The following is a 23,914-nucleotide window of genomic DNA, read 5'->3' on the forward strand; positions in this document are numbered from 1 at the left end:
TCTGCGCGGGCGGGACTCTACCGCGCCCGCGTCCTCCCGGCAGGCCCGGGGTCTGGCGGAACTCTCCCGGGATCAGCCACAAACATGTTTTCCAAGTTTAACAGGGTTCATGCAGGATACCCCCGCTTCAACCCCCGCAGCAGGAGGCATCCCCCATGAAGGCCTTCCGTTCCGCCGTCATTGCCGCGCTGTTCGTGTCCCTCCCCGCCCTGGCCGCCCCCGTGGTCCACAGCATCTGGTCCAGCCGCGGCCTCTACGTCGCCGACAGCACCGGGCGCTACACGGTGACGAACTCCAACACGGTCGTCGCCTGGAACCAGTCCACCAACACCGCGTTCGTGAACTTCCACGGGTTCGCGGGCGGCAACGAGTACGACTTCGAGCTGGTGGGCTCGCCCGCCATCTCGACCACCGTCGACGACATCTCCGGCATCTGGAACATCCGCAAGAACGGCGCGTTCATCTGCACCGGCTGCTCGGGCACCGCGTACGCCCTGAGCCTGCCCGTGGGCAACTACTTCAAGTTCTACGACTCCACCAACGTGTTCCACTTCAGCGCCTACATCGACGCGCGCAAGGACTACTGACGCACGGCGTCCAGCGTGTCCGGGAGTGACGTTGGCCCTGCACGCAAGCCCCCCGCGGCCCCGGGGGTTCGGTTAGGGTGCGGCGCCCCCTTTCCAGGAGTCTTCCGCATGTCCCGCATCATCCGCGCCTCTCGCGGCACCACCCTCTCCTGCAAGGGCTGGGTGCAGGAGGCCGCGCTCCGGATGCTAATGAACAACCTCGACCCGGAAGTGGCCGAGCAGCCCGGAGACCTGGTCGTCTACGGCGGCACCGGCAAGGCCGCCCGGGACTGGCCCTCGTTCGACCGCATCGTCCAGAGCCTCCAGAGCCTCACCGACGAGGAGACGCTGCTCGTGCAGTCCGGCAAGCCCGTGGGCATCCTGCGCACGCACCCGGACGCACCGCGCGTGCTCATCGCCAACTCCAACCTCGTGGGCCACTGGGCCAACTGGGAGCACTTCCACGAGCTGGAGAAGAAGGGCCTGATGATGTACGGCCAGATGACGGCCGGCTCGTGGATCTACATCGGCACGCAGGGCATCCTGCAGGGCACCTACGAGACGTTCGCCGCCGCGGGCCGCTTCCACTTCGGCAGCGAGGACCTGGCCGGCCGGCTCATCCTCTCCGGTGGCCTGGGCGGCATGGGCGGCGCGCAGCCGCTGGCCGCGACCATGAACAACGCCGTGTTCCTGGGCGTCGAAATCGATCCGCACCGCGCGCAGCGCCGCGTGGAGACGCGCTACCTGGACGTGGTGGCCAAGGACCTGGACGAGGCGCTGGCCCTGGCGAAGGACGCGCAAGCCAAGCGCGTGGGCCGCTCCATCGCCATCATCGGCAATGCCGCGTCGGTGTTCCGGGAGCTGTACAAGCGCGGCATCAAGCCGGACCTCGTGACGGACCAGACGAGCGCGCATGATCCGCTCAACGGCTACATCCCCACGGACCTGTCGCTGGAGGCCGCCGCGGAGCTGCGCAAGCGCGACCCGGAGGGCTACGTCAAGCGCGCCCGCGAGTCGATGATCATGCACGTGCAGGCCATGAACGACTTCCAGGCCGCCGGCAGCCACGTCTTCGACTACGGCAACAACCTGCGCGGCCAGGCGAAGGTGGGCGGCATGGAGAACGCCTTCGAGTTCCCCGGCTTCGTGCCCGCGTACATCCGCCCGCTCTTCTGCGAGGGCCTGGGGCCCTTCCGCTGGGTGGCGCTGTCCGGAGACCCGGAGGACATCCGCCGCACGGACCGCGCGGTGCGCGAGCTGTTCCCCCAGAAGGCGTCGCTCAACCGCTGGCTGGACATGGCCCAGGAGCGCGTGGCGTTCCAGGGCCTGCCCGCGCGCATCTGCTGGCTGGGCTACGGCGAGCGCGCCAAGGCGGGCCTCGCGTTCAACGAGCTGGTCCGCAAGGGCGAGGTGAAGGCGCCCATCGTGATTGGCCGCGACCACCTGGACTGCGGCAGCGTCGCGTCCCCCAACCGCGAGACGGAGGCCATGAAGGACGGCTCGGACGCGGTGGCGGACTGGCCCATCCTCAACGCGCTGGTGAACGCGGTGAACGGCGCCTCGTGGGTGTCGTTCCACCACGGCGGCGGCGTGGGCATGGGCTACTCGCTGCACGCGGGCCAGGTCATCGTCGCGGACGGCACGCCGGAGGCCGCGCGCCGCATCGAGCGCGTCCTCACGTCCGACCCCGGCATGGGCGTGCTGCGCCACGCGGACGCGGGCTACCCGGAGGCCATCGACGTGGCGAAGGAGCGGGGCGTGCGCATCCCCGGCCTCACCGCCTAGAGTGCGGCGGATGCCACGACGCGTCCGACCCTTCGTGATGACCGCAGTGCTGGGTGTGCTCGCGGGCTGCACGCCCACCACCGCCGGGCCCATGGTGATGCGCCTGGGCCCGGGCGTGCCCGACCGGAACTTCTTCCAGCTGGGCCTGCGCGCCGGCCCCCGCCTCAACGCCCCGCAGCTGTCGGAGCGCGGGGAGAACGGCACCTTCCAGGGTGACGCGAAGCCCTTCCAAAATGATCAGTGGGGCATCGACATCGACGGCTCGGTGACGGTGCCCGTGAGTGACCGGCTGTCGTGGCACGTGGGCCTGCAGGGCGAGTTCGTCGGCCTGCCGGTGCCCGCCTACGGCGTGTACTCGGGCATGTCGTATTACATCGGCTCGGAGAGGGTGGGCCTGGCGCCGGCCCTCTCCTTCCGGGGCGCGTCCGACTTCGGGCTGGGGGACACGGACAGCACCAGCAGCCTGTTCGGCGTGGAGGCCACCTGCGCGTTCACCGTGCAGCCGGAGCCCGGCATGTCCCTGGGCCTGGTGCCGTTCTACAGCGTGCAGCAATCGCTGGTGAACCCCGGCTCGCAGGTGACGACGCACTTCTACGGCGCGGTGGTGGCGGCGCAGCTCAAGTTCGGCGAGACGCGCACGAAGCTGGAGCTGTCCGGCGGCTTCGGCCGGGCGCGCTCGGGTGACACCCGTTGGAACGCGCCCGTCGTGGGCGCACGCGGAGGACGCTGAACATGGAAGCCCTGGACCTGTGGGTGCGCAACACCTCCGAGGTGCTCACCGTGGAGGGCACCCACCGCGAGCCCGCGGAGAAGGCCCTCACCCCGCGCCCGGGAGCGGGCATCGGCGTGAAGGACGGCCGCGTGGCCTACGTGGGCCCGGAGTCCGGCCTGCCGAAGGGCGCGCTCACGGACGCGACGGAGGTCATCGACGCCGAGGGCGGCTTCGTGGGCCCGGGCTTCGTGGATCCTCACACGCACCTGGTGTTCGCGGGCGAGCGCTCCGCCGAGTTCGACCTGCGCAACCAGGGCGCCACGTACCTGGAGATCGCCAAGGCCGGCGGCGGCATCGCCAACACGGTGAGCGCCACGCGCGCCGCGAGCGAGGAGGAGCTGGCAGAGCTCGCCCTGCCCCGCCTGGAGCGGCTGCTCGCGCAGGGCGTGACGACCGCCGAGGTGAAGAGCGGCTACGGACTGAATCTGGCGGACGAACTCAAGATGCTGCGCGCGGTGCGCAGGCTGGGCTCGCTGTCACCGCTGGAGCTGGTGCCCACGCTCTTGTGCGCGCACTCGGTGCCCCCGGAGTACAAGGAGCGCCGCGCCGAGTACCTGGACCTCTGCATCAACGAGATATTGCCCGCCGTCGCGCGCGAGGGCCTGGCGCGCTTCTGCGACGTCTTCACCGAGGACAGCGCCTTCACCGTGGAGGAGTCCCGCCGGCTGCTCAACGCGGGCGCGGCGCTGGGCCTCACGCCGCGCCTGCACGCGGATCAGCTCACCGCCTGTGGCGCCTCGGCGCTCGCCGCGGAGGTGGGCGCCGCCAGCGCGGACCACCTGGAGCAGGTCACGGACGAGGGCATTCGCGCGCTCGCCGCCGCGAACGTCACCGCCGTACTCGTGCCCACCTCCACCCTCTTCCTGCGCATGCGCCCCTACGCGCCCGGCCGGAAGCTGCGCGACGCGGGCGTCAATGTTGCTTTGGGTTCCAACGTGAACCCCGGCTCCTCCATGACGGAGAACCTGGCGTTGGTGCTGGGGCTCGCCTGCCTGGAGAACGGCCTGTCGGCCGCAGAGGCCTACTGGGCCGCCACCCGAGGGGCCGCGCAATGCTTGGGGTTGCAACGGCAGGGGCGTCTGGCAGTGGGCGATGCGGGCGACCTGGTGCTCTTCGCCTGTCGCAGTTACCGGCATCTGCCTTATCATCTGGGTATCAGTCACGCGCGCGTGGTGGTGAAGGGCGGACATGTGGTGTTTCGCGCGCGTATGAATCACTGCCCCTGATTGGATGCCGCTGAACAACTGGCATCAGACGAGGGGGCAGGTGGAACTTCCCTCGTGGGCCGGCCGTTGTAGAGATCAGCTGCCACCATGTGCCGATTATTTGGATTCAGGAGTGCTGTTCCCGCTGCTGTCCATACCGCCCTTGTGACGGAGAGGAATTCCCTCCTCATCCAGTCGCGTGAGCACAAGGACGGTTGGGGTATCGCCACGTACGGGATGGAGTCCTCGCCGCTCGTCGCACATGGCGTGGGCCCCGCGCACAGCGACCCCGACTTCGAGCGCGTGTCGAGCCAGGTCTCCGCGCGCACGGTGGTGGCGCACATCCGCCTTGCGAGCGTGGGCGCGGTGGAGCTGCGCAACTCGCACCCGTTCCACTTCGGCCGCTGGTCCTTCGTGCACAACGGCACGCTGCGCGAGTTCGCGAAGCACAAGGCCTCCGTGGAGGCGCTCATCCACCCGGAGCTGCGCTGCAACATCAAGGGCACCACGGACAGCGAGCGCTGCTTCTACCTGTTCCTGTCGCGGCTGTCGGCGCGCGGGCCGCTCGACGGCACGGTGAGCGTGGAGGCGATGGCGCAGGCGCTCGCGGAGACGATGACGCTGGTGGCCACGCTGACGGACGTGCCGGGGAGCCGCGAGCCGAAGGAGCGCTCCGCGATGAACTTCCTCGTCACGGACGGCGAGGCGATGGTGGCCACGCGCCGCAACCGCACCCTGTTCATCTCCTCTGGCATCGGCGGGTGTCCGGAAGCGCTGCGCGGGCCGAACACGGGCGTGCCGCTGCAACAGTTCCTGGTCGCCAGCGAGTCGCTGTGCGGCGGGCCGCACTGGGTGCCGGTGGATGAAGAGGACGTGGTGGGCGTGGACTCGCGGCTCACGTTCCACCGCTGGAAGGTGCAGACGCTGGCGGACGGGGTGCTGAACCCTCGGCCGCCGGAGCAGCACGCCACGGTCTGATTCAGCCCAGCCACGCCTCGAGCAACGCGGCCGGACGCGCGCCAAAGGCCTCCACGTCGAGGCTCCGCGCGTCCTCTCCCGCATGGCGGAGCGTGACGCGCAGGAAGTCGCGCGGCGCCGCCTGGGGGATGCGGTCCAGCCACTCCACCAACATCGCGTGGTCGCCGCCCACCAGGTCCAGGAACCCGGTGGCGTACAGCTCGTCGTAGTCCGTCAGGCGGTACAGGTCCGCGTGGTACAGCGGGATGCGGCCCGCATACGGGTACACGATGGCGAAGGTGGGGCTGGCCACCTCGGACTCCGCCACGCCCGCCCCTGCCGCCACGCCGCGCACCAGGTGCGTCTTGCCCGCGCCCAGGTCGCCAATCAGCCCCACGAAGTCCCCGGGCTGGAGCAGCTGTCCCAGCTTCACGCCCAGCCGGTGCGTCTCCTCCGGCGACGGAGACACGAGTCGCCGCGAGCGAGTGGGCTGCTCCGCGCCGCTCATCGCGACCTCCGCGCCGCGACGAGGCCGTGGCCCACGAGCACGTCCACCCGGCGCGAAGAGAGCAGGCGAGACATCCGCTTGCGCATCGCGCGCTCCGCGCTGAGGCAGGGCCGAGCGCCGCAAGACACGGAGGCGCGAAGGGCCGCGCCCGCGCCGCTCATCGCTCCCACCGCGTCCAGACGTGTCCCAGCCCAATCAGCAGGTCCGTGGCGATGAGGCCCATCAACCCACGCTGCTGGGCCATCAGGTCGCCCGCGAGCCCGTGTGCGTAGACGGCCGTCCACGCGGCCTTGGGCAGCGGAATCCCCTGCGCGAGCAGCGCGCCGCACACGCCCGACAGCACGTCGCCCGTGCCGCCGGTGGCCATGCCCGCATTGCCCGTGGGGTTGATGAACACGCGCCCACCGGCCTCCGCGATGAGCGTGCGCGAGCCCTTGAGCACCACCGTGCAGTTGAGCGACGTGGCCAGGTTGAGCGCCACGCCCACGCGGTGCGCCTGCACGTCCTTCGTCGTCCTGCCCCACAGCCGCGCCATCTCTCCCGGGTGCGGCGTGAGCACCACGGGCCCCTTCGCCTCCCGCAGCACCTTGAGGTCCTCGGCCACCGCGTTGAGCGCGTCCGCGTCCAGCACCGCGGGCACCTCCACGGACGCCAGCAGGTCGCCAATCAGCGCGCCCGTCTCCGGGCCCCGGGGGATGCCCGGGCCCATCACCAGCGCGTCCTTGCCCTCCAGCGCGGCCTTGAGGGCCTCCAGGTCGCCCTTGCCCAGCGGGCCTTCACCCGGCAGCGGGATGCCCATGATCTCCGGCGAGTGCGCCATCACCCACGGCAGCGCCTCCGGACGCGTGGCCACCGTGACGAGCCCCGCCCCGCTGCGCAGCGCGGACAGGGCCACCATCGCGGCGGCGCCCGTCTTGCCCGGGCTGCCCGCCACCACCAGCACGTGGCCGTAGGTGCCCTTGTGCGAATCCGCGCGGCGCCTGGGCAGTGCCTCGCGCGCATCCTTCTCCTCCACGCGGAACAGCTCCGCCCCGGACACCGCGCGAGTGGACTCACCGCCCAGGCCGATGTCCACGCGCCGCACGTCGCCGCACAGCGAAGCGCCGGGCTCCAGCTCATGCGCGGGCTTCACGAAGCCGAAGGCCACCGTGACGTCCGCCTCCACGCACGGAGAGAAGGGCTCAGCCGTGTCGCTCTGCAGGCCGGACGGCACGTCCGCTGCCACCACCTTCGCCCCCGCGCGCCGCCACCGCGCGACCGTGCCGACAGCGTCCGCGAAGACGCCCTCCGGCGCGCGCTTCAGGCCGGTGCCGAAGAGGGCGTCCACCACCACGTCGCCCGGGCCCGCCTCCGGCAGCGCCTCGAAGGCGCGGGGCGACTCACCGAAGCCCTCCAGCGCCTGGAGGTTGCGCTTCGCCTCCGGGGTCATCTTGCCGGTGTCCCCCACCAGCGACACCACCACCCGGGCACCGCCTTCCAGGAGGAAGCGCGCGGCGACCAGGCCATCCCCGCCGTTGTTGCCGGGGCCGCAGAGCACCGTGAAGCGCCCGCCCTGTCCCGCGACGCTCCGGGCCGCCTCCGCGAGCGCCCGGCCCGCGTTCTCCATCAACAACCCGGACGGCATCCCATGCTGCTCTTCGGCGGCCTTCTCGGCCTCACGCATCTGGTTCGCGGTGAGCACGCGCTGCATGGCTTCCAACCTCCCTACCTCGTCTGGAGCACCACCGTGGCCGCGGCCACGCCGGCATCATGGGTGAGCGCGAGCATCGCCTCCCACCCCCGCGCTTCCATCACTTCACGGGCCACACCGGAGAGCACGAAGCGCGGCGGGCCGCCCTCGCGCACCACCTCCATGTCCCGCCACTTCACGCCCGGAGGCACGCCCATCGCCTTCACCAGCGCCTCCTTCGCCGCGAACCTCGCCGCGTACGCGCTGGCCGCGTCGTGCCGGGGCGCGCAGTACGCACGCTCGCCGTCCGTGTACACGCGCGCGAGGAACGCCTCCGCGCGCGGACCGTCGAGGATGCGCTGGATGCGCTCGATGGAGCAGAGGTCCAACCCCAGGCCGACGATGGGCATACCGGCTACCCCGGGTCGCGCATCAGTTCGAGCATCTCGCGCACCGCGCGCTCGAAGCCCACCAGCACCGCGCGCGCCACGATGGCGTGCCCGATGTTCAGCTCGTCGATCTCCTGGATGCGAGCGATGGCCTGCACGTTGTCGTAGTTGAGCCCGTGCCCGGCGGCCACGCCCATGCCCAGCTTGGCGCTCGCCTTGGCCGCGTCCACGATGCGCGCCAGCTCCCGCGCGCGCTCCTTCTCGTTGCGCGCCTCGCAGTAGCGGCCCGTGTGCAGCTCCACCCGGTCCGCGTTCACCTTGTGGGACGCGCGCACCTGGTCCAGGTCCGGATCGATGAACAGCGAGACGGCGATCTCCCCGTCCTTGAGGTTCTTGATGATCTTCGCGATGGACTCGCGCTGGCCCGCGACCTCCAGGCCGCCCTCCGTGGTGAGCTCCTCGCGCCGCTCGGGGACGAGCGTCACCACGTCCGGCTTGTACTCGTAGGCGATCTTCACCATCTCCGCGGTGGCGGCCATCTCCAGGTTCAGGAGCGTCTGCACCGTCTCGCGGAGGATGCGCAGGTCCCGGTCCTGGATGTGGCGCCGGTCCTCGCGCAGGTGGATGGTGATCTGCCGGGCGCCGGCCAGCTCCGCCATCGCCGCGGCCGTCACCGGATCCGGATACACGGTGCGCCGCGCCTGCCGCAGCGTCGCCACGTGATCCACGTTGACACCCAGTCGCTGTCCCATCGTCCCGCTCCTTGCCCTGGCGCGGTGCGGGATTGTCCAGGGACCCGGGCCCGCGCCGGCCCCTCTATTCGTGGCCGGCGTCCGGAAGTCAACCGCTGTCGCTAACCGTTCAGCGCCTTGGAGAGCGCCTCGACGATTTCGCGGGCGTACGCCTCGTTGCGCGCCGCGTCCTCGCCTTCAATCAGGACGCGGGCCTTGGGCTCCGTGCCGGAGAAGCGCACCAGCACGCGGCCGTTGCTGCCCAGCTTCTGCTCCACGTTCTTGATGGCCTTCATCACCGTGGGCAGCTCACCCAGCTCCTTCTTCTGCTTCACCACGACGTTGAGCAGCGTCTGCGGCACCGGCTGGAAGATGGAGGCCAGCTCCGACAGCGGCTTCTGCTGGCGGCACATCACGGCCAACAGCTGCAACGCCGCGAGCGTGCCGTCGCCCGTGGTCGTGTGGTTCAGGAAGATGAGGTGGCCGCTCTGCTCGCCGCCCAGGCTGTAGCCATTGCGGCGCATCTCGTCCACGACGTGCCGGTCGCCCACGCGCGTGCGGACCACCTTCACGCCCCACTGGGACACCGCGCGCTCCAGGCCGATGTTGCTCATCACCGTGGAGACGAGCGTCTTCTTCTTCAGCTCCTTGCGCGCGACGAGCTCACCCGTGCAGATGGCCATGATGGCATCGCCGTCCACGACGTTGCCCTTCTCGTCCACGACGATGAGGCGGTCCGCGTCGCCGTCCAGCGCGACGCCCAGGTGGGCGCCGTGCTTCACCACCGCCTTGGCCAGGCCCTCCGGGTGGAGCGCGCCGCACTTGTGGTTGATGTTCTTGCCGTCCGGGGACACGCCCAGCGCGATGACCTTCGCGCCCAGCTCCTCCAGCACCGCCGGAGCCGTGCGGTACGCCGCGCCGTTGGCGCAGTCCACCACGATGGTCATCCCCTCCAGCGTCAGCTCTCGGGGGAAGGTGGCCTTCAGGTAGACGATGTAGCGGCCGCGCGCGTCGTCCAGGCGGATGGCCCGGCCAATCTTGGTCGCCGTGGGGCGGATGTTGTCGATTTCGCCGCTGGAGACCAGCTCTTCAATCTTGGCCTCCGTCTCGTCCGGCAGCTTGAAGCCGTCGCGCCAGAAGAACTTGATGCCGTTGTCCTGGTACGGGTTGTGGGACGCGGAGATCACCGCGCCCGCGTCCGCGCGCATGGACGTGGTGAGGTTGGAGATGCCGGGCGTGGGCAGTGGGCCCACCTGCTCCACGTCGACGCCCATGGAGATGAGGCCGGCGGACAGGGCCTGCTCCAGCATGTAGCCGGAGAGGCGCGTGTCCTTGCCCACGATGACGCGGTGGCGGTGCGGACCGTTGCGGATGAGGTACGCCAGGGCGCGGCCGAGCCTCATCGCGACCTCGGCCGTCATCGGATAGACGTTGGCCACGCCACGAACGCCGTCCGTGCCGAACAGCCGCTCCGTCTTCTGCGCTTCCTTCGGGGGCATGTCCATCCTGTACGCCATGTGTGCCGCTCCACCTTTCCCATTGCCGGAAGGGCTCCGGCCACTCGCGTCCGGGGCTTATACCCCGTCCAGCACATGGGCCCGAAGCTAGGGATGCGGTGCCACCCAGGCAAGCGCCCAGGCGTGCGGACCTGCCTTGTTCAAGACGCCGGGGCTTGTCCCCGTCAGCCGCCGTACAGGTCGCCGCCGCCCCGGGCCCTCCGGATGGCGTCCGCCACGGCCAGCGCGTCCCGCGTCTCCCCCACGTCGTGCACCCGCACCACGTCCGCCCCCCCCAGGACGGCCATGGCCGCCACGGAGCCCAGGGTGGCCGCCAGGCGCTCCTGGGGGCCCTTGCCGCCCGTCAGTTTCCCGAGGAAGGACTTGCGGCTGGTGCCCACCAGCAGGGGCTGCCCCAGCCCCCGCAGCTCCTCCAGGCGCCGCAGGAGGAAGAGGTTGTGCTCCAGCGTCTTGCCGAACCCGATGCCCGGGTCCAGGAGGATGCGCTCGCGCGGGATGCCGGCCTCGGTGGCCTGGAACATCCCCTCCTCCAGGTAGTCCATCACCTCGCCCACGACGTCCTGGTAGCGAGGCGCCTCCTGCATCGTCCTCGGCATGCCCTGGGTGTGCATGAGGCAACACGCCGCGCCCGCGGCGGCCACCACGCCCGCCAGCGCCGGGTCCGAATGGAAGCCGGTGATGTCGTTGATGAGGTGGGCGCCCGCCTTGAGGGCCTCCTTCGCCACCGCCGCCTTCGTGGTGTCCACGGAGATGGGCACGGTGGAGCGGCGCTTGATGCCCTCCACCACCTGGAGGATGCGCGACAGCTCCTCGTCCGCGGACACCGGGAGCGAGCCCGGGCGGGTGGATTCACCGCCCACGTCAACGAGGTCCGCGCCCGCGTCCACCAGCTTCAGCGCGTGCTCCACGGCGCTGGCCGCGTCCGGGAGGCTGCCGCCGTCGGAGAAGCTGTCCGGCGTCACGTTCACCACGCCCATGAGGTACGTGCGCGTGCCCCACTCGAACCGGCGCCCGCTCAGGGTCAGCGCTGGCAGGGGCGCGGGGGACAGCGCCTCCTCCAGCGCCCGCGCCAGGCCGTCCGTGCGCGGTGACTTGCGGGCGAGCGCAATCAGCCGGTCGAACTGCTGGCGGCTGCCGGACAGGAGCACCTCGCCGGGGTGGTCCACGTGTCCGCCCGGCGTCCAGGTGGGCAGCTTCTCCCGCTCCTTGGAGCCGTACGGCGGCACCAGCTCCTCCTCGTAGGAGGGGCGGCCCCCGGTGACGAGCACGTGCGCGTAGCCCAGCTCGCGCGTCAGGTGCTCGCGGTTGCGGGGGGACAGGTTCAGGCGGCGGAGGACCAGCGACAGGTCGTCGGGACGGTCGCGGGAGATGAGGCGTGCGCGCAGCACGGTCAGGACCCCTTCGGAGCGTGAGGACGGCGAGCAATCAGTGTCGCCGCTTCGCGCGGTCCAGGGAAGGGAGGACGGCGGGAACGCGCACGGGGCCCGGCGCCTGTCGAGGAAGGCACCGGGCCCCGGGTGCGCCGCTCACCCCGTCACGGGTTGAACTGGATGAGCCCCATGTCCGTCAGCCCGGAGGAGTAGAACGTCGTGGCGCCCACCGGCGTGGAGCCCTCGAACGTGAAGGCCAGCCGGACGCCGCCGTCCGGCAACACCGCCATGAACGCGTTGGACACCTGAGGGCCCAGCATGCGCGACCAGCGGTGGGCGCCCGTGGGGCTGAAGCTGGCCAGGAACCGGGGCGGGTAGGCTCTGGGCAGGCCGACCGTGCCCAGCTCGCCGCCGCCCAGGTCCGGCGTCGGTGACGCCACGATGCCATTCACCACGAGGTTGCCCGCGCCATCCACCGCCACCTGTTCACCCGTGTCACCGGAGCCCGGGTTCGCCAGCACGCGCACCCAGCCCTCGCCGCCGGATGCGGTGAGCGTGCCGAACATGCCGTCATCCGCCCAGTACTCGTGGAGCGGATCGCCGCTCGTGTACGTCTGGCCCTGGAAGGTGAACTCTCCGTTGAAGTCCCCGGCGAACGCCGCGCCGCCGTCCGGCAGGGGCGCCACGCCGTTGATGCGGCCGACGTTGCCCTTGAACCCGTAGCGCCACACCGGCGCGCCGTTGGGCGTGAAGCGCGCCACGAAGGCCGCCCCGGCCATGGCACCCGGGCCCGCGAGCACGGCGTTGTTGCCGCGGCCGCCCATCACGATGTTGCCCGCCGCGTCCGTGGCGAGCGCGGACGCCGAGCTCCACTCATCCACGGTCTCGAAGGCCTGCGACCACTGGTGGCCGCCGTTGTAGTCGTACTTCACCAGGAACAGGGACTGGGTCTGATCATCGGTCGATTCGCTCATCCGTCCCGCGTAGAGCTCGCCGCCGCCCAGGTCCACGTAACCCTCGAAGTGCCCCGCGACGATGACGCTCCCGTTGGCGTCGGTGGCGACGGCGGTGGGCACGGCGATGGACGGGTAGATCCGCCCCTCTTCCCGGCCCGGCCGCTTCTCCGCCCGGAAGCCGTGCGCCCAGACGGGGGTGCCCGTGGGGGACAGCTTCAGCACGAACACCCCCTGCGCCCCCAGGTTGGTCTCCACGGACTCCAGCGGGCCCGTGCCCAGGTCCGGGCTGCCCTCGTAGGAGCCCACCACCAGCACGTTGCCCAGCGGCGTCACCGTCATCGCCTGCAGCACCACCTTCTCTCCCACGCCATACGCGCGCGACCACTGGTGCTGGGCCGCCGTGTCGAAGCGCGCCACCAGGAAGCCCGAGGGCCCCGGCAGCGCCGCGCCGCCCGCCTTCGCCGGGCCGCCGTCATAATCGCCGCCCAGCACGAAGCCCGTCCCATCCGGCAGGTTCACCAGCGCCCGTGCGCGCTCCCGCGCCGTGCCGCCCAGCGTCTTCGTCCAGGCCTGTCCGGGCGTGCCCGCGCCCCGGTAGGTGCACCAGTCGTAGCGGTAGATCGTGTCCAGTCGCGGCCGCCGCGAAGCGTTGGACGCCTCGCGCGAGGAGAACTCCGCTCCGTCGTCGCCCATGGGCAGGACGCCCACCTCCAGGAGCGAGCGCGACCGCGCGGCGTCCTTCACGTCCACCATCAGCCACGTGTCGCTGGCGACAGACGACGCGGTGGCGATGGCGGGGCCCTCCACCGGCCGGGTGTTCCAGACGAGGTCGTCCTCGCGCACGCCGCCCGTCACCGGATGGAAGGACAGCCCCGTGTCGGTGCCCTGCTTCGCGTACAGCCGCAGCCGCGCCTGGATGAGCGCTCCGCCCTCCCCCTCCAGGTTGAAGCGCAGATACGACTGGTAGCGCGTGGGCGCCGCGTCCACGTACAGCGTGGACAGGCTGCTCATGGGCAGCTCCGGGTAGTCACTCCGCACCGCGCCGTCCTGCACCGCCACCAGCGTCCGTGAGTCCAGATACGTCTGGGGCTGGCATGAGGCGGGCAGCGCCGTCTGCTCCACCGCCTTCAGCGCCCCCTCCTGGACCCCGCCCTCTTCCCCTGTCGCTCCGCCGCACCGTGGCAACACCGCCAGCATCGCCAGCGCCGCCGCCCCCTGCGCGCCCCGCTTCCATCCGTTCCGCATCGTCGTGTCGTCCCCCGACGGGGCCTTCTTGAGCCCCGCGGTCCCTTGAAACTGCATCCCAGGTGCCAGCACGCATCCGCTCGCGGACAGGGGCCCCGGCCTCAAGGGAGGGAAGACGGAGGGCGCGCGGTGGCGCCTGGAGTCCACAAGGACAAACGAAAAGGCCCTCCCCGGTACCAAGGGAAGGGCCTTCGTCACTTCAGGAGGGAACCTTGAGAGGCTTTACGCCTTCTTCGGCTCCATGTTGGGCAGGCCCTCGAGCGCGTCGAGGATCTTCCGCTTGTCCTTCTTCTCCGTCGGCTTCGGCGAGGAGCTCACGCGCGGCGCCGGGCGCTCACGGGTGAGCTGGCCACCCTGGAGGATGATGTTCACGTCCTCGGCGTCGAGCGTCTCGTACTCCACCAGGGCGTCGGACACGCGCTGGAGCACGTCCAGCTTGTCCGTCAGCAGCTGCTTGCCCAGGGTGTAGCAGCCCACCACGATGCTGCGGACCTCCGAGTCGATCTGCCGCGCGGTGTCCTCGGAGTAGTCCTTGGACGAGTTGAAGTCGCGGCCCAGAAAGACCTCACCGTCGCTCTTGCCGAACGCCAGCGGGCCCATCTTCTCGCTCATGCCCCAGCGGCACACCATGGCGCGCGCCGTCTCCGTCGCACGCTCGATGTCATTCGCCGCGCCGCTGCTCATCTCGTTGAACATGAGCTCTTCGGCGATGCGGCCACCCATGGCCATGGTGATCTGGTCGAGGATCTGCTTGCGGTAGCCGTTCACCTTGTCCTCGGTGGGCAGGCTCCAGGTGACGCCCAGGGCCTGACCGCGCGGGATGATGGTGACCTTGTGCAGCGGGTCGCAGCCGGGCAGCAGCTTGGCGAGGAGCGCGTGGCCGGCCTCGTGGACGGCCGTGTTCCGCTTCTCCTTGTCGGTCATGATCATGGACCGGCGCTCCGGGCCCATGAAGACCTTGTCCTTCGCCTGCTCGAAGTCCGCCAGGTCCACGCGCTCCTTGTTCTGGCGCGCGGCCATCAGGGCCGACTCGTTGACCAGGTTCTCCAGGTCCGCGCCCGTCATGCCGGGCGTCCCGCGGGCGATGACCTCCAGCTCCACCTCCGGGGCCAGCGGCACGCGGCGGGTGTGCACCTTCAGCACGCCCAGGCGGCCCTTGAGGTCCGGACGGGGAACGATGATGCGGCGGTCGAAGCGGCCCGGGCGCTGGAGCGCCGGATCCAACACGTCCGGACGGTTGGTGGCGGCGATGAGGATGACGCCGTCGTTGGACTCGAAGCCGTCCATCTCCACCAGCAGCTGGTTGAGCGTCTGCTCACGCTCGTCGTGACCGCCGCCCAGGCCCGCGCCACGGTGGCGGCCCACGGCGTCGATCTCGTCGATGAAGATGATGCAGGGGGCGTTCTTCTTGCCCTGCTCGAACAGGTCGCGCACGCGGCTGGCGCCGACGCCCACGAACATCTCCACGAAGTCCGAGCCGGAGATGGAGAAGAACGGGACGCCTGCTTCACCGGCCACCGCGCGGGCGAGCAGCGTCTTGCCCGTGCCCGGAGGCCCCATCATCAGGACGCCCTTGGGGATGCGGCCGCCCAGCTTGGTGAACTTCTTGGGGTCCTTGAGGAAGGCGACGATCTCCTCCAGCTCCTCCTTGCACTCGTCCACGCCGGCCACGTCCGCGAACGTGACCTTGTTGTGGCTCTCGCTGAGGAGCTTCGCCTTCGACTTCCCGAACGTCATCGCCTTGCCGCTGCCGCCCTGGAGCTGGCGCATGAAGAAGATGAAGAACAGGAACAGGAAGACGACGGGCATCCACTGCCCGAGGATGGTGAGCCAGAGGCTGTTCTGCTCCTCGCGCTCGTACTTCACGTCCACGCCCGAGGCGCGGAGCTGGTTGAGCACGGCCACGTCCGGCGCGGGCCCCGTCGTCCGGAACTTGTCGTTCGAGTCGCTGAACGTGCCGGAGTAGGTGTTGCCCTTGACGGAGACGGCACGGACCTTCTTCTCCTCCACCTTGGTCAGAAGCTGGGTGAAGGTCGGTTCCTGCACCTGCTCGTTGCCTTGCGAGAAGAAATTGTAGAAGGCGACGAAGAGGACGATCAGGATGACCCAGAGCCCGATGGTCTTGTAGGTCGAACGCACGTTTCAGCTGCCCTTTCGGTACTCGGCGGGATGAGGGCCGTGCCAGGAGGAACCCTGGCGAAGTTCGTCATGTGCCCGGCGCCCGCCCGTGTGCAGGCCAGCGACGGACCGTATCAGCAACAGCAAAAAGCCCTCAACTATTTAGGGGACCGCGACCATCCCCCGTTTCAGAGCTTCGACTCTATAACGGAGGGGTCTTCCGTTCGCTCGTGAGCGGAGGAAAGGCCCACAGGGAGTGTCGGGAAGCCACCTCGCGCGAACCTGCTCCGGGTTCGACGAAGCGCGGCAGGATGCCGGGAAGCCACAACGGTTCATCGCGCGCGTCCACCACGACAGGCCGGGCGTCGCGCTCTTCCGAGGGGATTCGGGCATCCACCATCACGTCCTGCACCTTGCGGTGGCCCGCGCGCGTGCGGACGCGATCGCCCTGCTTCCTGGAACGCACCGTGAGTGGCCACGCCGTCCCCTCCTTCAACACCAGGGCCAACACGCCCGGGGGCGGCAATCCTTCCGCGGCCACCTGGAAACGCCACGCGCCGAAGTCCCCTTGCGCCCCGGGCCCCGCGAGCAACAGCGGCGTGGGCGCGGATTCCCCTCCCGGCGCCACGCAGCGCACCCGCCCGCCGGTGGCCTTCAGGAGGAAGCCGTCGCTCAGCGGCATGACGCCCCCGCGCGCCACCACCTCCCGCGCGCGTTCCAGCGTGGCGTGGTCCACCCGGGCGCCCGCCGTGCCCAGCAGCCGTGCGAGCACGCGGCGCCACAGCGGCGGCTCCAGCGCGCGAAGCCCCACGGCATCCAGCCCGCCTCCGGGCAGCGCCAGCCGCGCCCACGCCCCGTCCGCAAGCCCCTCGAGCAGGGCCTCGTCCTCGGAGGCGAGCCGCGCGAAGGTGGCCAGGTGCTCCACGGTGCTGAAGCCCGCCGCGCGGTGGAGCGCGGGGAGCACGCCCTGGCGCACGCGCGTGCGGAAGTAGGCGGGGTCCGCGTTCATCGGATCCACCACGAACCCCACCTCCTCGGTGGCCAGGAAGGCGAGCACGTCCTCGCGCGAGCACGCGAGCAGCGGGCGCAGGAGCGTGTCCGCGCGGGCGTGGATGGCGCGCGCGCCCCGGAGCGCCGCTCCCCGGGACAGGCGCATGAGCAGCGTCTCCGCCTGGTCGTCGAGCGTGTGGCCGGTGGCCACGAAGTCCAGCCCGCGCTCCCGCCGCAGGACCTCCAGGGTCGCGTACCGGGCCTCGCGCGCCCGCGCCTCCATCCCCGCTCCGGGCGACAGCGCGAGCCGACGGACGTGGCAGGTCAGTCCCAGGTGCTCGGCCAAGCCTACGACGGAGGTCACCTCGCGCGCGGCCTCCGCCCTCAGGCCATGGTCCACCGTCGCCACCTCCACGCGCATCGCCAGCGCGTCGCTCACGCGGGCCGTCCCCACGAGCAGCGCGGTGGAGTCCGCGCCTCCGGAGACGGCGAGCAGCACCGAGCGCGAGCGGGCGCCGTGCTCGGCATACGAGCGGGCGAGCTTGCCCGGCAGCGAGGAGCTTTCAGGAGACGCGTGAGGCATGGCGCCAGCGTTCGGAATGGAGTGTCAGATGACCGGGTTACAGATTCGCGGTGGACGGAAGGCGTGGGGATGCATTCCATGATTCCCACAACGCAGGGACGCGGGGCGGAAATAGAACGGCGCCTCGCGGTTGTTGGTCGGACGTTCTGGACTTCATGACGTTGGACCTAGGGGTCCCCCCCCTCCCCCTCTGGGTCCACGGGGCCGCTCGGAGATTCGCTCCCTGCGGTCCCTCTTTCCGAAGCGCCCCGGTCTCCCTCGCGGAGGCCGGGGCGTTTCTCTTTTCCCGCCACCCAGTGTCGGAAGTGGGGCGTTCAGCCCGCGGGCGCACGCTTGAGTGCTCCGAAACCGTTGACCCTTCAGGGCGTCTGTCGGATAACCGCTCCGGTGTGTTCAGGTCGTCACCTCGAATCCGCCCCGGAGACCCAGGCATGGCAGGCACCGACAAGCGCAAGCAGTCGCTGTACTTCCCCGAGGAGATGCTGAAGGAGATCCAGGAGGAAGCGAACCGGCAGGACCGTTCCCTCTCATGGGTGGTGCAGCAGGCCTGGAAGATCGCCCGCGACCGCATCAAGTCATTCCCTGCCGTGAACGACGTCACGGGCGACGAGCGCACGGACCCGCGCGAAGAAAGGCCGTAAGGCAGGGCAATGGCCACCACGGATCACCGCAAACAATCCCTCTACTTTCCCGAGGACATGCTGGAAGAGATCCAGCGTGAGGCCACGCGGCAGGACCGTTCCCTGTCGTGGATCGTCCAGCAGGCATGGAAGGTCGCCCGCGCCGACATCCGCCGCATGCCCTCGGTCAACGACGTGCTGGGCCCCCTGCCTCCACGGCCGGTGGCCGCCGCGGCGCAGACGGCCACCTCCGCTCCGGCGGTGGTGACCTCCAGCGCTCCGGCATCCTCGGACGAGCCCTCCAAGCCTTAAGGGGCTCCGTCCATCCCGGCCCCCGCGAGGCCCGACACCGCGCGCGACGTCAGCGCGGGGCGGGCCGGGCGGGCCGGGCGCAGTTGGTGAAGACGATGCGCGGGGCTTCCTTCAGCGCCTGGACCGGGCTGGGGTACGTGCTCTTCATGTACGCCGCCGCGATGTTGGCGTCCGTGCCGCCCAGCTTGCGCGCCGTCACCGGGTTGCGGTCCGGGTCCTGTCCCGCGTCGCCCAGGATGCCGCCGTAGCCGTCCCCTCCCTCTAGCAGGAACGTGGACATCGCCACCCGGTAGCGGATGGACGCGTCGTCGCGCGCGGGGATGGACACGTCGCGCCCGCGCACCCGCAGCGCCGTCACGCGCTGGCCCACCGGACGCCCGCAGTCCACGCGCAGGGTGGTGCCCTCGGAGACGTGGAGGAACGCGCCGGAGGGCGACACGATGGCCTGCCCCTCCACGGCCAGCGCCTCCACGGAGTGCTCGAAGAGGTCCACGAGCTGCTTCTCCGTGAGGTCCACCGTCACGAGCAGGTTCTCGAAGAGGATGACCTCGTGCAGGACGCCGTCGGTGAGCGGCCCGGTGCGCAGGGACGTGCGGGTGACGCACAGGCCCTCGTCGCGCAGCGAGCCGCCGTTGATGATGCCCAGGTCCGTGGGCTTCGCGGCGCCATCCTCCGCGTGGAGGAACGCGTCCGCGGCCAGCTGTCCCAGCGCGTTGTTGTCGTGGCGGGTGAAGGCGGAGCCCAGCTGCACCTCCTCGCCCAGGTAGCCCACGACGGCGTCGGGGTCGTCCACCAGCGGGGTGCAGGAGTCGTTGTACGCGAGGCAGCCGGGCAGCAGCGTGAGCGCCGCGAGCGCGGCGGTGAGGTGGCGGCGGTCCATCAGTAGGAGGCCCTCAGGGTGAGGTAGCCGGACACGCCCTCGCGCGGCAGCAGGCCGGTGACGCGGTCCGGACGGGGCACGTCGTCGCGCAGGTCGTGGTCGAAGAGGTTCTGGGCGTAGAGCGTCACCTCGAAGTGCTCCCAGATGGGCTCGGTGCGCAGCTGCGCGGTGATGAGGCTGTAGGCGGGGATCTCGTAGCGGCGGATGAGCTCCAGCGTGGAGCGGTTGTTGTTGCGGCGCTCGGCGCCGGAGCGCACCACCACGTCCAGGTTCAGCCAGTCCCCCAGCGGCATGGACACGCCCGCGTTGAAGCGCGCCTGGGGCACGTCCGTGAGCAGCCGGGACTGCTCCGGCAGCTCCAGGTCCTGCGCGCGGGACAGGCTGGCGTTGACCCACGCGACGGCGCGCTTGGACGCTTCCAGCCGGGCCTCCGCCTCCACGCCGTACACGCGCACGCCCAGCTCGCGGTTGCGCAAAGGGACGATGTTGCCGCTGGTGTCCACGGGGGTGATGGGTGAGGCGAAGTTCTGCAGGAAGGCGTTGGCGCGCACGCGCACGCGGGTGTCGCCCGCGGCCTGGACCAGATCCATGCCCAGCTCGAAGGTGTCCACGGTGGTGGGCTTCAGGAGCGGGTTTCCCTCGAAGCGGCCCTGGTTGTAGTCGGTGTCGGGGATGCGCTCGACCAGCTCCTGGGGCGTGGGGGCGCGGAAGGCGCGGCCGTACAGCGCCTTGAGCACCAGCGCGTCCGACGCGGCGATGACCAGGCCCACGCGCGGGTTGACCCGCACCACCATCTTGCTGGCGTCGAGCGTGCCCGACGCCTCCGCGTCGGGGAGCTGGATGGCGTCCAGGCGCAGGCCGAAGGTGAGCGTGAGCGCGGAGAGCACGGTCCACTGGTCCTGCGCGGAGAGGCCCAGGTTGAGGCGGCTGGCGGCCGCGCCCTGCGTGAGGTCCACCAGCCCTTCAGGAACGGCGGGGCTGGGGCGCAGGCGGCCGTCGAGCGTGTAGTTCGTGGTGTAGTCGTACTGGGACAGCGACTGCTGCTCGGCGACGAAGCCCAGCGTGAGGTGGTTCTCCTTCGCCAGCGCGAGGTCCGCGTCCACGGAGGCCGTCACGGTGCGCACGGTGACCCGCGTCTGTTCCTGAAGGCCTTCTGGGAAGAGGCGGTCCAGGCCGTCGCCAGTGCGGAAGTCGAGCGGCGTGAGCTGGAACAGGCGGTCGGTGGACTGCTGATCGAAGCCCAGCCGGGCGCGCACCTGGCCGCTGTCGGAGAGGGGCCGCTCCCAGGTGAGGTCCGCGAGGAGCATGTCCCAGGACAGCTGGGAGTCGTTGCCCACCGTGTCGAACAGGCCGACGAGCGCGTCGCGCTTCTCGGAGAGGTAGCGCGCGGTGACGCCCACGCGGCCGGCGCTGTCCAGGCCGTAGGACACGCCTCCGCCCGCGTTGACGAGGAACCGGCCGTCACGGGTGCGGCCCGCGGGCTGGTCCACGTCGCGCAGGCCCTGGGCCACGGACTCGTCGTCGAGCGCGTCGTGGTCGATGACGAGCGAGTCACCCTCCTGGGTCCAGAGGTCCAGGTCCGCGAACAGGCGCAGGTCGCCGGTGGTGTGCGCCGCGGACAGGTGGCCGTCGGTGGCGAGCGCCAGGCGTCCGTCGTCACGGGGGACGCCGCCGGTGGTGATGGCGCCGCGCACGCCGTCGGCGTGGTTGGTGACCAGGTTGACGACGCCCTGGAAGGCGCCCGCGCCGTAGACGGCGGAGCCGGGACCGCGGATGACCTCGATGCGCTCCAGGTTCTCCACCGGCAGGTTCATGAGCGCCTTGCCGTCGAAGAAGTTGTTGAGGCGGTGGCCATCGAGGAGGAAGAGCACCTCCGCGTCGTTGCGCAGGCCCCGGATGGAGGTGCGGTGGAAGCCCTGCACGTCGCGGCTGACGGACACGCCGGGCACCACGTCCAGCACGTCCGCCACCGTGCGGGCGCCCAGCGCGACCATCTGCGCGCGGTTGAAGGACGCGCCGATGGCCGGCACGGTGCGGACGGACTCCTCCTGGAGCGTCGTCACCGCGAGCACGTCCTCCGCGCTGTAGAGCGCCAGGTCGTCGTCCATGGTGCCGCGGGACGAAGAGGAGGCGCGGGGTTCCGGAGGGAGGTCCGCGTTGAGCGCGGCCATGGCGTCGTCGGAGCCCGAAGCGCGAGTCGAGGCGCGCGGGTCGGACGTGTCCGTTCGGGTCGAAGCGCGCGAACCGTCTGTTCGGGCCGTGGGCGAAGCCGGGGCGCGCGAGTCCGCGCCGTCCGTGCGGCTCGAAGCCCGTGAATCGGACGCGGTTGTCCGGTTCGAAGCGCGCGGGTCCGTCCCGCTGGGGGTGCTCGCCGCGCGTGAGTCGGAGGCTCCCGGACGGGAAACCGCGCTGTCCACCCGGTTCGAAGTCCGCGAATCGGTGGTCCCCGCGCGTGCGTCCGGACGAACGGTGGAAGGAGGCGGCGTCGGTGCGCTGCTCGCGTCATCGTCCTCCCCTGCCCCCGACGGCGGCGCGAAGGCGTCGATGTCGGGCGAGGACCTCGGGGCTTCACGGGTCCCCTTGCGGCCCGGCGGCGCCCGTCCCGGCGGCGGCTCCGGGGTCTGCGCCCCCACCATCACCCGCGCGGGCCGGAGCGCGGACATGAAGAGCGGCGTGCGCGCCCCATCCATCATCGCGGCTTCGACGAAGTACTCCACGCCGGGTGACACCATGTGCTCGGCGGGAATCACCGCGCGGTACAGGTCTCCATACTGCCGCTCCATGGGGACCTGGACGTACGGCTCGCCCGGGCCGCGATAGCGGACGAAGAGTTCCAGTACCTTGCCGCCATCCACCAGCGTCGCGTCCAACTGGAGGGGCTGCCGGGCCTCGGCGCGCGGCGGAGATGCGTGCAGCAGCGCGGCCTCTTGCGCGTGAACGGGGGCCGCGGCGAACACCGCGGCACAGAGGATGAGCGTGCGAGGAAGAACGGTCTGCAAGATTGACGACGATGGTCCGTTGCAGGGCCATGCGAGTCAAGCGGGCCACCCGCCCGCGCCCCGCTGATTTTTTGCCGCCCCCGCGAGCGCATGCGACGGTGCCTGTCGCTCCATGCGCGCGTCGCTTGCCCTTCACCTCGCCCTCTTCCGCCGCCAACGCGCCCAGATCGCCCGGGTGGTCGAAGGCCGCACCGAAGCCTTCCGCGCCTACGAGGCCCGCTACCGCCGGCGCACGAGCACCTACCAGCGCGTGGTCCCCCTGGCCCACGTGCACCAGCGCATCGCGGCGTCGGACCTCGTCTACGTCGGCGACTACCACACGCTGCCGCTCGCCCAGCAGACCTACCTGGACCTCGCCGAGCGCGCCCTCGCCTCCGGCCGCCGCGTCGTGCTGGCGCTCGAGTGCGTGGAGGGCCGTCATCAGGCCGCCCTCGACGCGTACCTCGCGGGACGCCTGCCCGAGCGCACCCTGATGTCCCGGCTGGGCCATGGCCCCACCCCGGGCTTCGGTCCCGGCGCCGGCATCCGCGCGGTGCTGGCCTTCGCGAAGCGACTCAAGCTCCAGGTGGCCGCCATCGACCGGCGCGCCCAGGGTGAGCGTTCGCTCGCGCTGCGCGACGCCTTCGCCGCGGAGCGCATCGCCCGCGTGGCCCGCGCGGAGGACGTCCCGCTGGTGATGGTGCTGGTGGGACAGTTCCACGCGGCGCCCTGCCACCTGCCCGCGCAGGTGGAGCGCGCGCTGGGGGAGGCCCATCCGCGCCGCGGCCTCGTCGTGTACCAGAACGCCGAAGGCCTCTGGTGGCGCCTCGCGCGCGAGGGCCGGCTGGGGAGCGCGGAGGCCGTGGAGTTGTCGGACGGCGCGCTGTGCCTGATGAACGCCTCCCCCGTCCTCTGCCAGCAGAGCTTCCTGGACTACCTGGAGGCCGAGGGCGACGACGCGCCCCTCCTGGACCGCAGCGCCGCGGAGCGCTTCCGGGACATGGCGGAGCTCATCGGCCGGCTCGCGGGCGTGCCCGTGGGCCGCGAGCTGGACTCGGTGGAGGTGACCACGGCGGCGGACGGCGACGTGCTCGCCCGCATCCGCCGCAGGGGCCGCTTCACCCAGGCGGAGCTGTCCCAGCTGCGCAAGCACATCCTCTCGCGTGAGAGCTGCTACATCCCCCGCGCGCGCACGGCCTGGCTCGCGTCGCTGTCCCTCAACCACGCCGCGGAGGAGGCCGCCCACTTCGTGCGCCACTGCGCCGTGGGCGACGCCATGGACGCGCCGCGCGGTGCGTCCGAGGCCTTCTACGCGCGCTGCCTGGAAGAGGCCCTGGGCTTCTTCGGCTCCAAGCTGATCAACCCGCGCCGCACCTGCCCCAACGTCACGGAGTGGGCCCGGCGCTTCGGCGAGACCCGGGGCCTGGAGCGGCAGATCGCCGCCTTCGTCCTCGCCCACAAGGCCACGGAGTCCGAGGCCCCCGACGAGGCCGTGAAGCTCCTCCCCCTGCGCCGCGACCGCCTGTTCCACGGCGTCAGCCACGCGCTCGGGTACCTCCTGGGGGACAGCCTCTACCGGGCCTTCGACGCCGGCCAGGTGGACACCGCCGACATTCGCGCCCTCTTCCGCGACCCGCTCGCGGATCCGCGCGCCGCCTATCTCGCCTGGGCCGCGCGCCTGCGGGGCATCTAGGCCCGTGGTGGCGGCGACCCAGCTGAATCCCGCGCGCACTTGAAGCTACATTCCGGCGGATGACCTCATC

19 protein-coding genes are annotated in these 23,914 nt (G+C 71.0%); 8 read left to right on the plus strand and 11 right to left on the minus strand.

The features are described from left to right. Window positions 1-155: 155 nt before the first annotated feature. The 5 genes from JYJ93_RS25210 to JYJ93_RS25230 all read left to right on the plus strand — a co-directional run bounded on the left by JYJ93_RS25210 (window position 156) and on the right by JYJ93_RS25230 (window position 5,306). Window positions 156-587 carry a hypothetical protein gene (locus tag JYJ93_RS25210; RefSeq protein WP_206795407.1) on the plus strand — a complete coding sequence of 144 codons (432 nt, stop codon included), beginning with the start codon at window positions 156-158 and terminating at the stop codon, window positions 585-587. Between the two features lie 108 nt (window positions 588-695). Then, complete coding sequence (hutU, locus tag JYJ93_RS25215; protein WP_206795409.1) at window positions 696-2,351, plus strand: urocanate hydratase; 1,656 nt, start codon at window positions 696-698, stop codon at window positions 2,349-2,351. Between the two features lie 10 nt (window positions 2,352-2,361). Continuing rightward, window positions 2,362-3,081, plus strand: coding sequence for a hypothetical protein (locus JYJ93_RS25220; protein ID WP_206795410.1), 720 nt, complete (start codon window positions 2,362-2,364; stop codon window positions 3,079-3,081). A 2-nt stretch (window positions 3,082-3,083) separates the two neighbouring features. Next, a complete protein-coding gene (gene hutI / locus JYJ93_RS25225) occupies window positions 3,084-4,349 on the plus strand; it encodes an imidazolonepropionase (RefSeq protein WP_206795412.1) in 1,266 nt (421 codons plus the stop codon). Window positions 4,350-4,436: 87 nt separating this feature from the next. Then, the gene (locus tag JYJ93_RS25230; RefSeq protein WP_206795414.1) at window positions 4,437-5,306 is read left to right on the plus strand and encodes a class II glutamine amidotransferase; all 870 of its coding nucleotides are present in this window, start codon (window positions 4,437-4,439) and stop codon (window positions 5,304-5,306) included. 1 nt (window position 5,307) lies between these two features. Here the strand turns inward: JYJ93_RS25230 and tsaE are convergent, their stop codons facing one another. From tsaE to tilS, 9 genes are all read right to left on the minus strand, one after another. After that, window positions 5,308-5,793 carry a tRNA (adenosine(37)-N6)-threonylcarbamoyltransferase complex ATPase subunit type 1 TsaE gene (gene tsaE / locus JYJ93_RS25235; RefSeq protein WP_206795433.1) on the minus strand — a complete coding sequence of 162 codons (486 nt, stop codon included), beginning with the start codon at window positions 5,791-5,793 and terminating at the stop codon, window positions 5,308-5,310. A gap of 157 nt (window positions 5,794-5,950) precedes the next feature. Further along, window positions 5,951-7,483, minus strand: coding sequence for an NAD(P)H-hydrate dehydratase (locus JYJ93_RS25240; protein ID WP_206795435.1), 1,533 nt, complete (start codon window positions 7,481-7,483; stop codon window positions 5,951-5,953). Window positions 7,484-7,497: 14 nt separating this feature from the next. Further along, entirely contained in the window at window positions 7,498-7,872 is a 375-nt protein-coding gene (locus tag JYJ93_RS25245; protein WP_206795437.1) for a holo-ACP synthase, read from the minus strand. 5 nt (window positions 7,873-7,877) lie between these two features. After that, entirely contained in the window at window positions 7,878-8,603 is a 726-nt protein-coding gene (locus JYJ93_RS25250) for a pyridoxine 5'-phosphate synthase (RefSeq protein ID WP_120562698.1), read from the minus strand. A 101-nt stretch (window positions 8,604-8,704) separates the two neighbouring features. Beyond that, window positions 8,705-10,099: a phosphoglucosamine mutase gene (glmM, locus tag JYJ93_RS25255; protein WP_206795439.1), complete on the minus strand. Its 1,395-nt coding sequence runs from the start codon at window positions 10,097-10,099 to the stop codon at window positions 8,705-8,707. 164 nt (window positions 10,100-10,263) lie between these two features. Continuing rightward, entirely contained in the window at window positions 10,264-11,487 is a 1,224-nt protein-coding gene (gene folP, locus JYJ93_RS25260; protein WP_206795441.1) for a dihydropteroate synthase, read from the minus strand. A gap of 146 nt (window positions 11,488-11,633) precedes the next feature. Next, complete coding sequence (locus JYJ93_RS25265; protein ID WP_206795450.1) at window positions 11,634-13,727, minus strand: DNRLRE domain-containing protein; 2,094 nt, start codon at window positions 13,725-13,727, stop codon at window positions 11,634-11,636. A gap of 165 nt (window positions 13,728-13,892) precedes the next feature. Then, window positions 13,893-15,809, minus strand: coding sequence for an ATP-dependent zinc metalloprotease FtsH (gene ftsH / locus JYJ93_RS25270; protein WP_206795463.1), 1,917 nt, complete (start codon window positions 15,807-15,809; stop codon window positions 13,893-13,895). Window positions 15,810-15,990: 181 nt separating this feature from the next. Then, window positions 15,991-17,361: a tRNA lysidine(34) synthetase TilS gene (gene tilS, locus JYJ93_RS25275; RefSeq protein ID WP_206795470.1), complete on the minus strand. Its 1,371-nt coding sequence runs from the start codon at window positions 17,359-17,361 to the stop codon at window positions 15,991-15,993. A gap of 431 nt (window positions 17,362-17,792) precedes the next feature. On the opposite strand from tilS, the gene JYJ93_RS25280 reads away from it, so the two are divergent. Both JYJ93_RS25280 and JYJ93_RS25285 read left to right on the plus strand, forming a co-directional pair. Further along, window positions 17,793-18,002, plus strand: coding sequence for a TIGR04563 family protein (locus tag JYJ93_RS25280; protein ID WP_014396356.1), 210 nt, complete (start codon window positions 17,793-17,795; stop codon window positions 18,000-18,002). A 9-nt stretch (window positions 18,003-18,011) separates the two neighbouring features. Beyond that, window positions 18,012-18,293 (plus strand): TIGR04563 family protein, encoded by a 282-nt coding sequence (locus JYJ93_RS25285; RefSeq protein WP_014396355.1) that lies wholly within the window; start codon window positions 18,012-18,014, stop codon window positions 18,291-18,293. A 49-nt stretch (window positions 18,294-18,342) separates the two neighbouring features. Here JYJ93_RS25285 and JYJ93_RS25290 read toward each other — a convergent pair whose 3' ends face one another. After that, complete coding sequence (locus tag JYJ93_RS25290) at window positions 18,343-19,173, minus strand: 5'-nucleotidase (protein ID WP_206795472.1); 831 nt, start codon at window positions 19,171-19,173, stop codon at window positions 18,343-18,345. Further along, entirely contained in the window at window positions 19,173-22,172 is a 3,000-nt protein-coding gene (locus tag JYJ93_RS25295; protein WP_206795489.1) for a TonB-dependent receptor, read from the minus strand. The genes JYJ93_RS25290 and JYJ93_RS25295 overlap by 1 nt, the downstream gene beginning before the upstream one ends. A 112-nt stretch (window positions 22,173-22,284) precedes the next feature. Between JYJ93_RS25295 and JYJ93_RS25300 the strand changes: the two genes are divergently transcribed. Continuing rightward, on the plus strand, window positions 22,285-23,844 hold the full coding sequence (locus JYJ93_RS25300) for a ChaN family lipoprotein (RefSeq protein ID WP_206795497.1): 1,560 nt from the start codon (window positions 22,285-22,287) through the stop codon (window positions 23,842-23,844). The last annotated feature ends 70 nt before the right edge of the window (window positions 23,845-23,914 follow it).

Source organism: Corallococcus sp. NCSPR001, assembly GCF_017309135.1.
GTDB lineage: Bacteria > Myxococcota > Myxococcia > Myxococcales > Myxococcaceae > Corallococcus.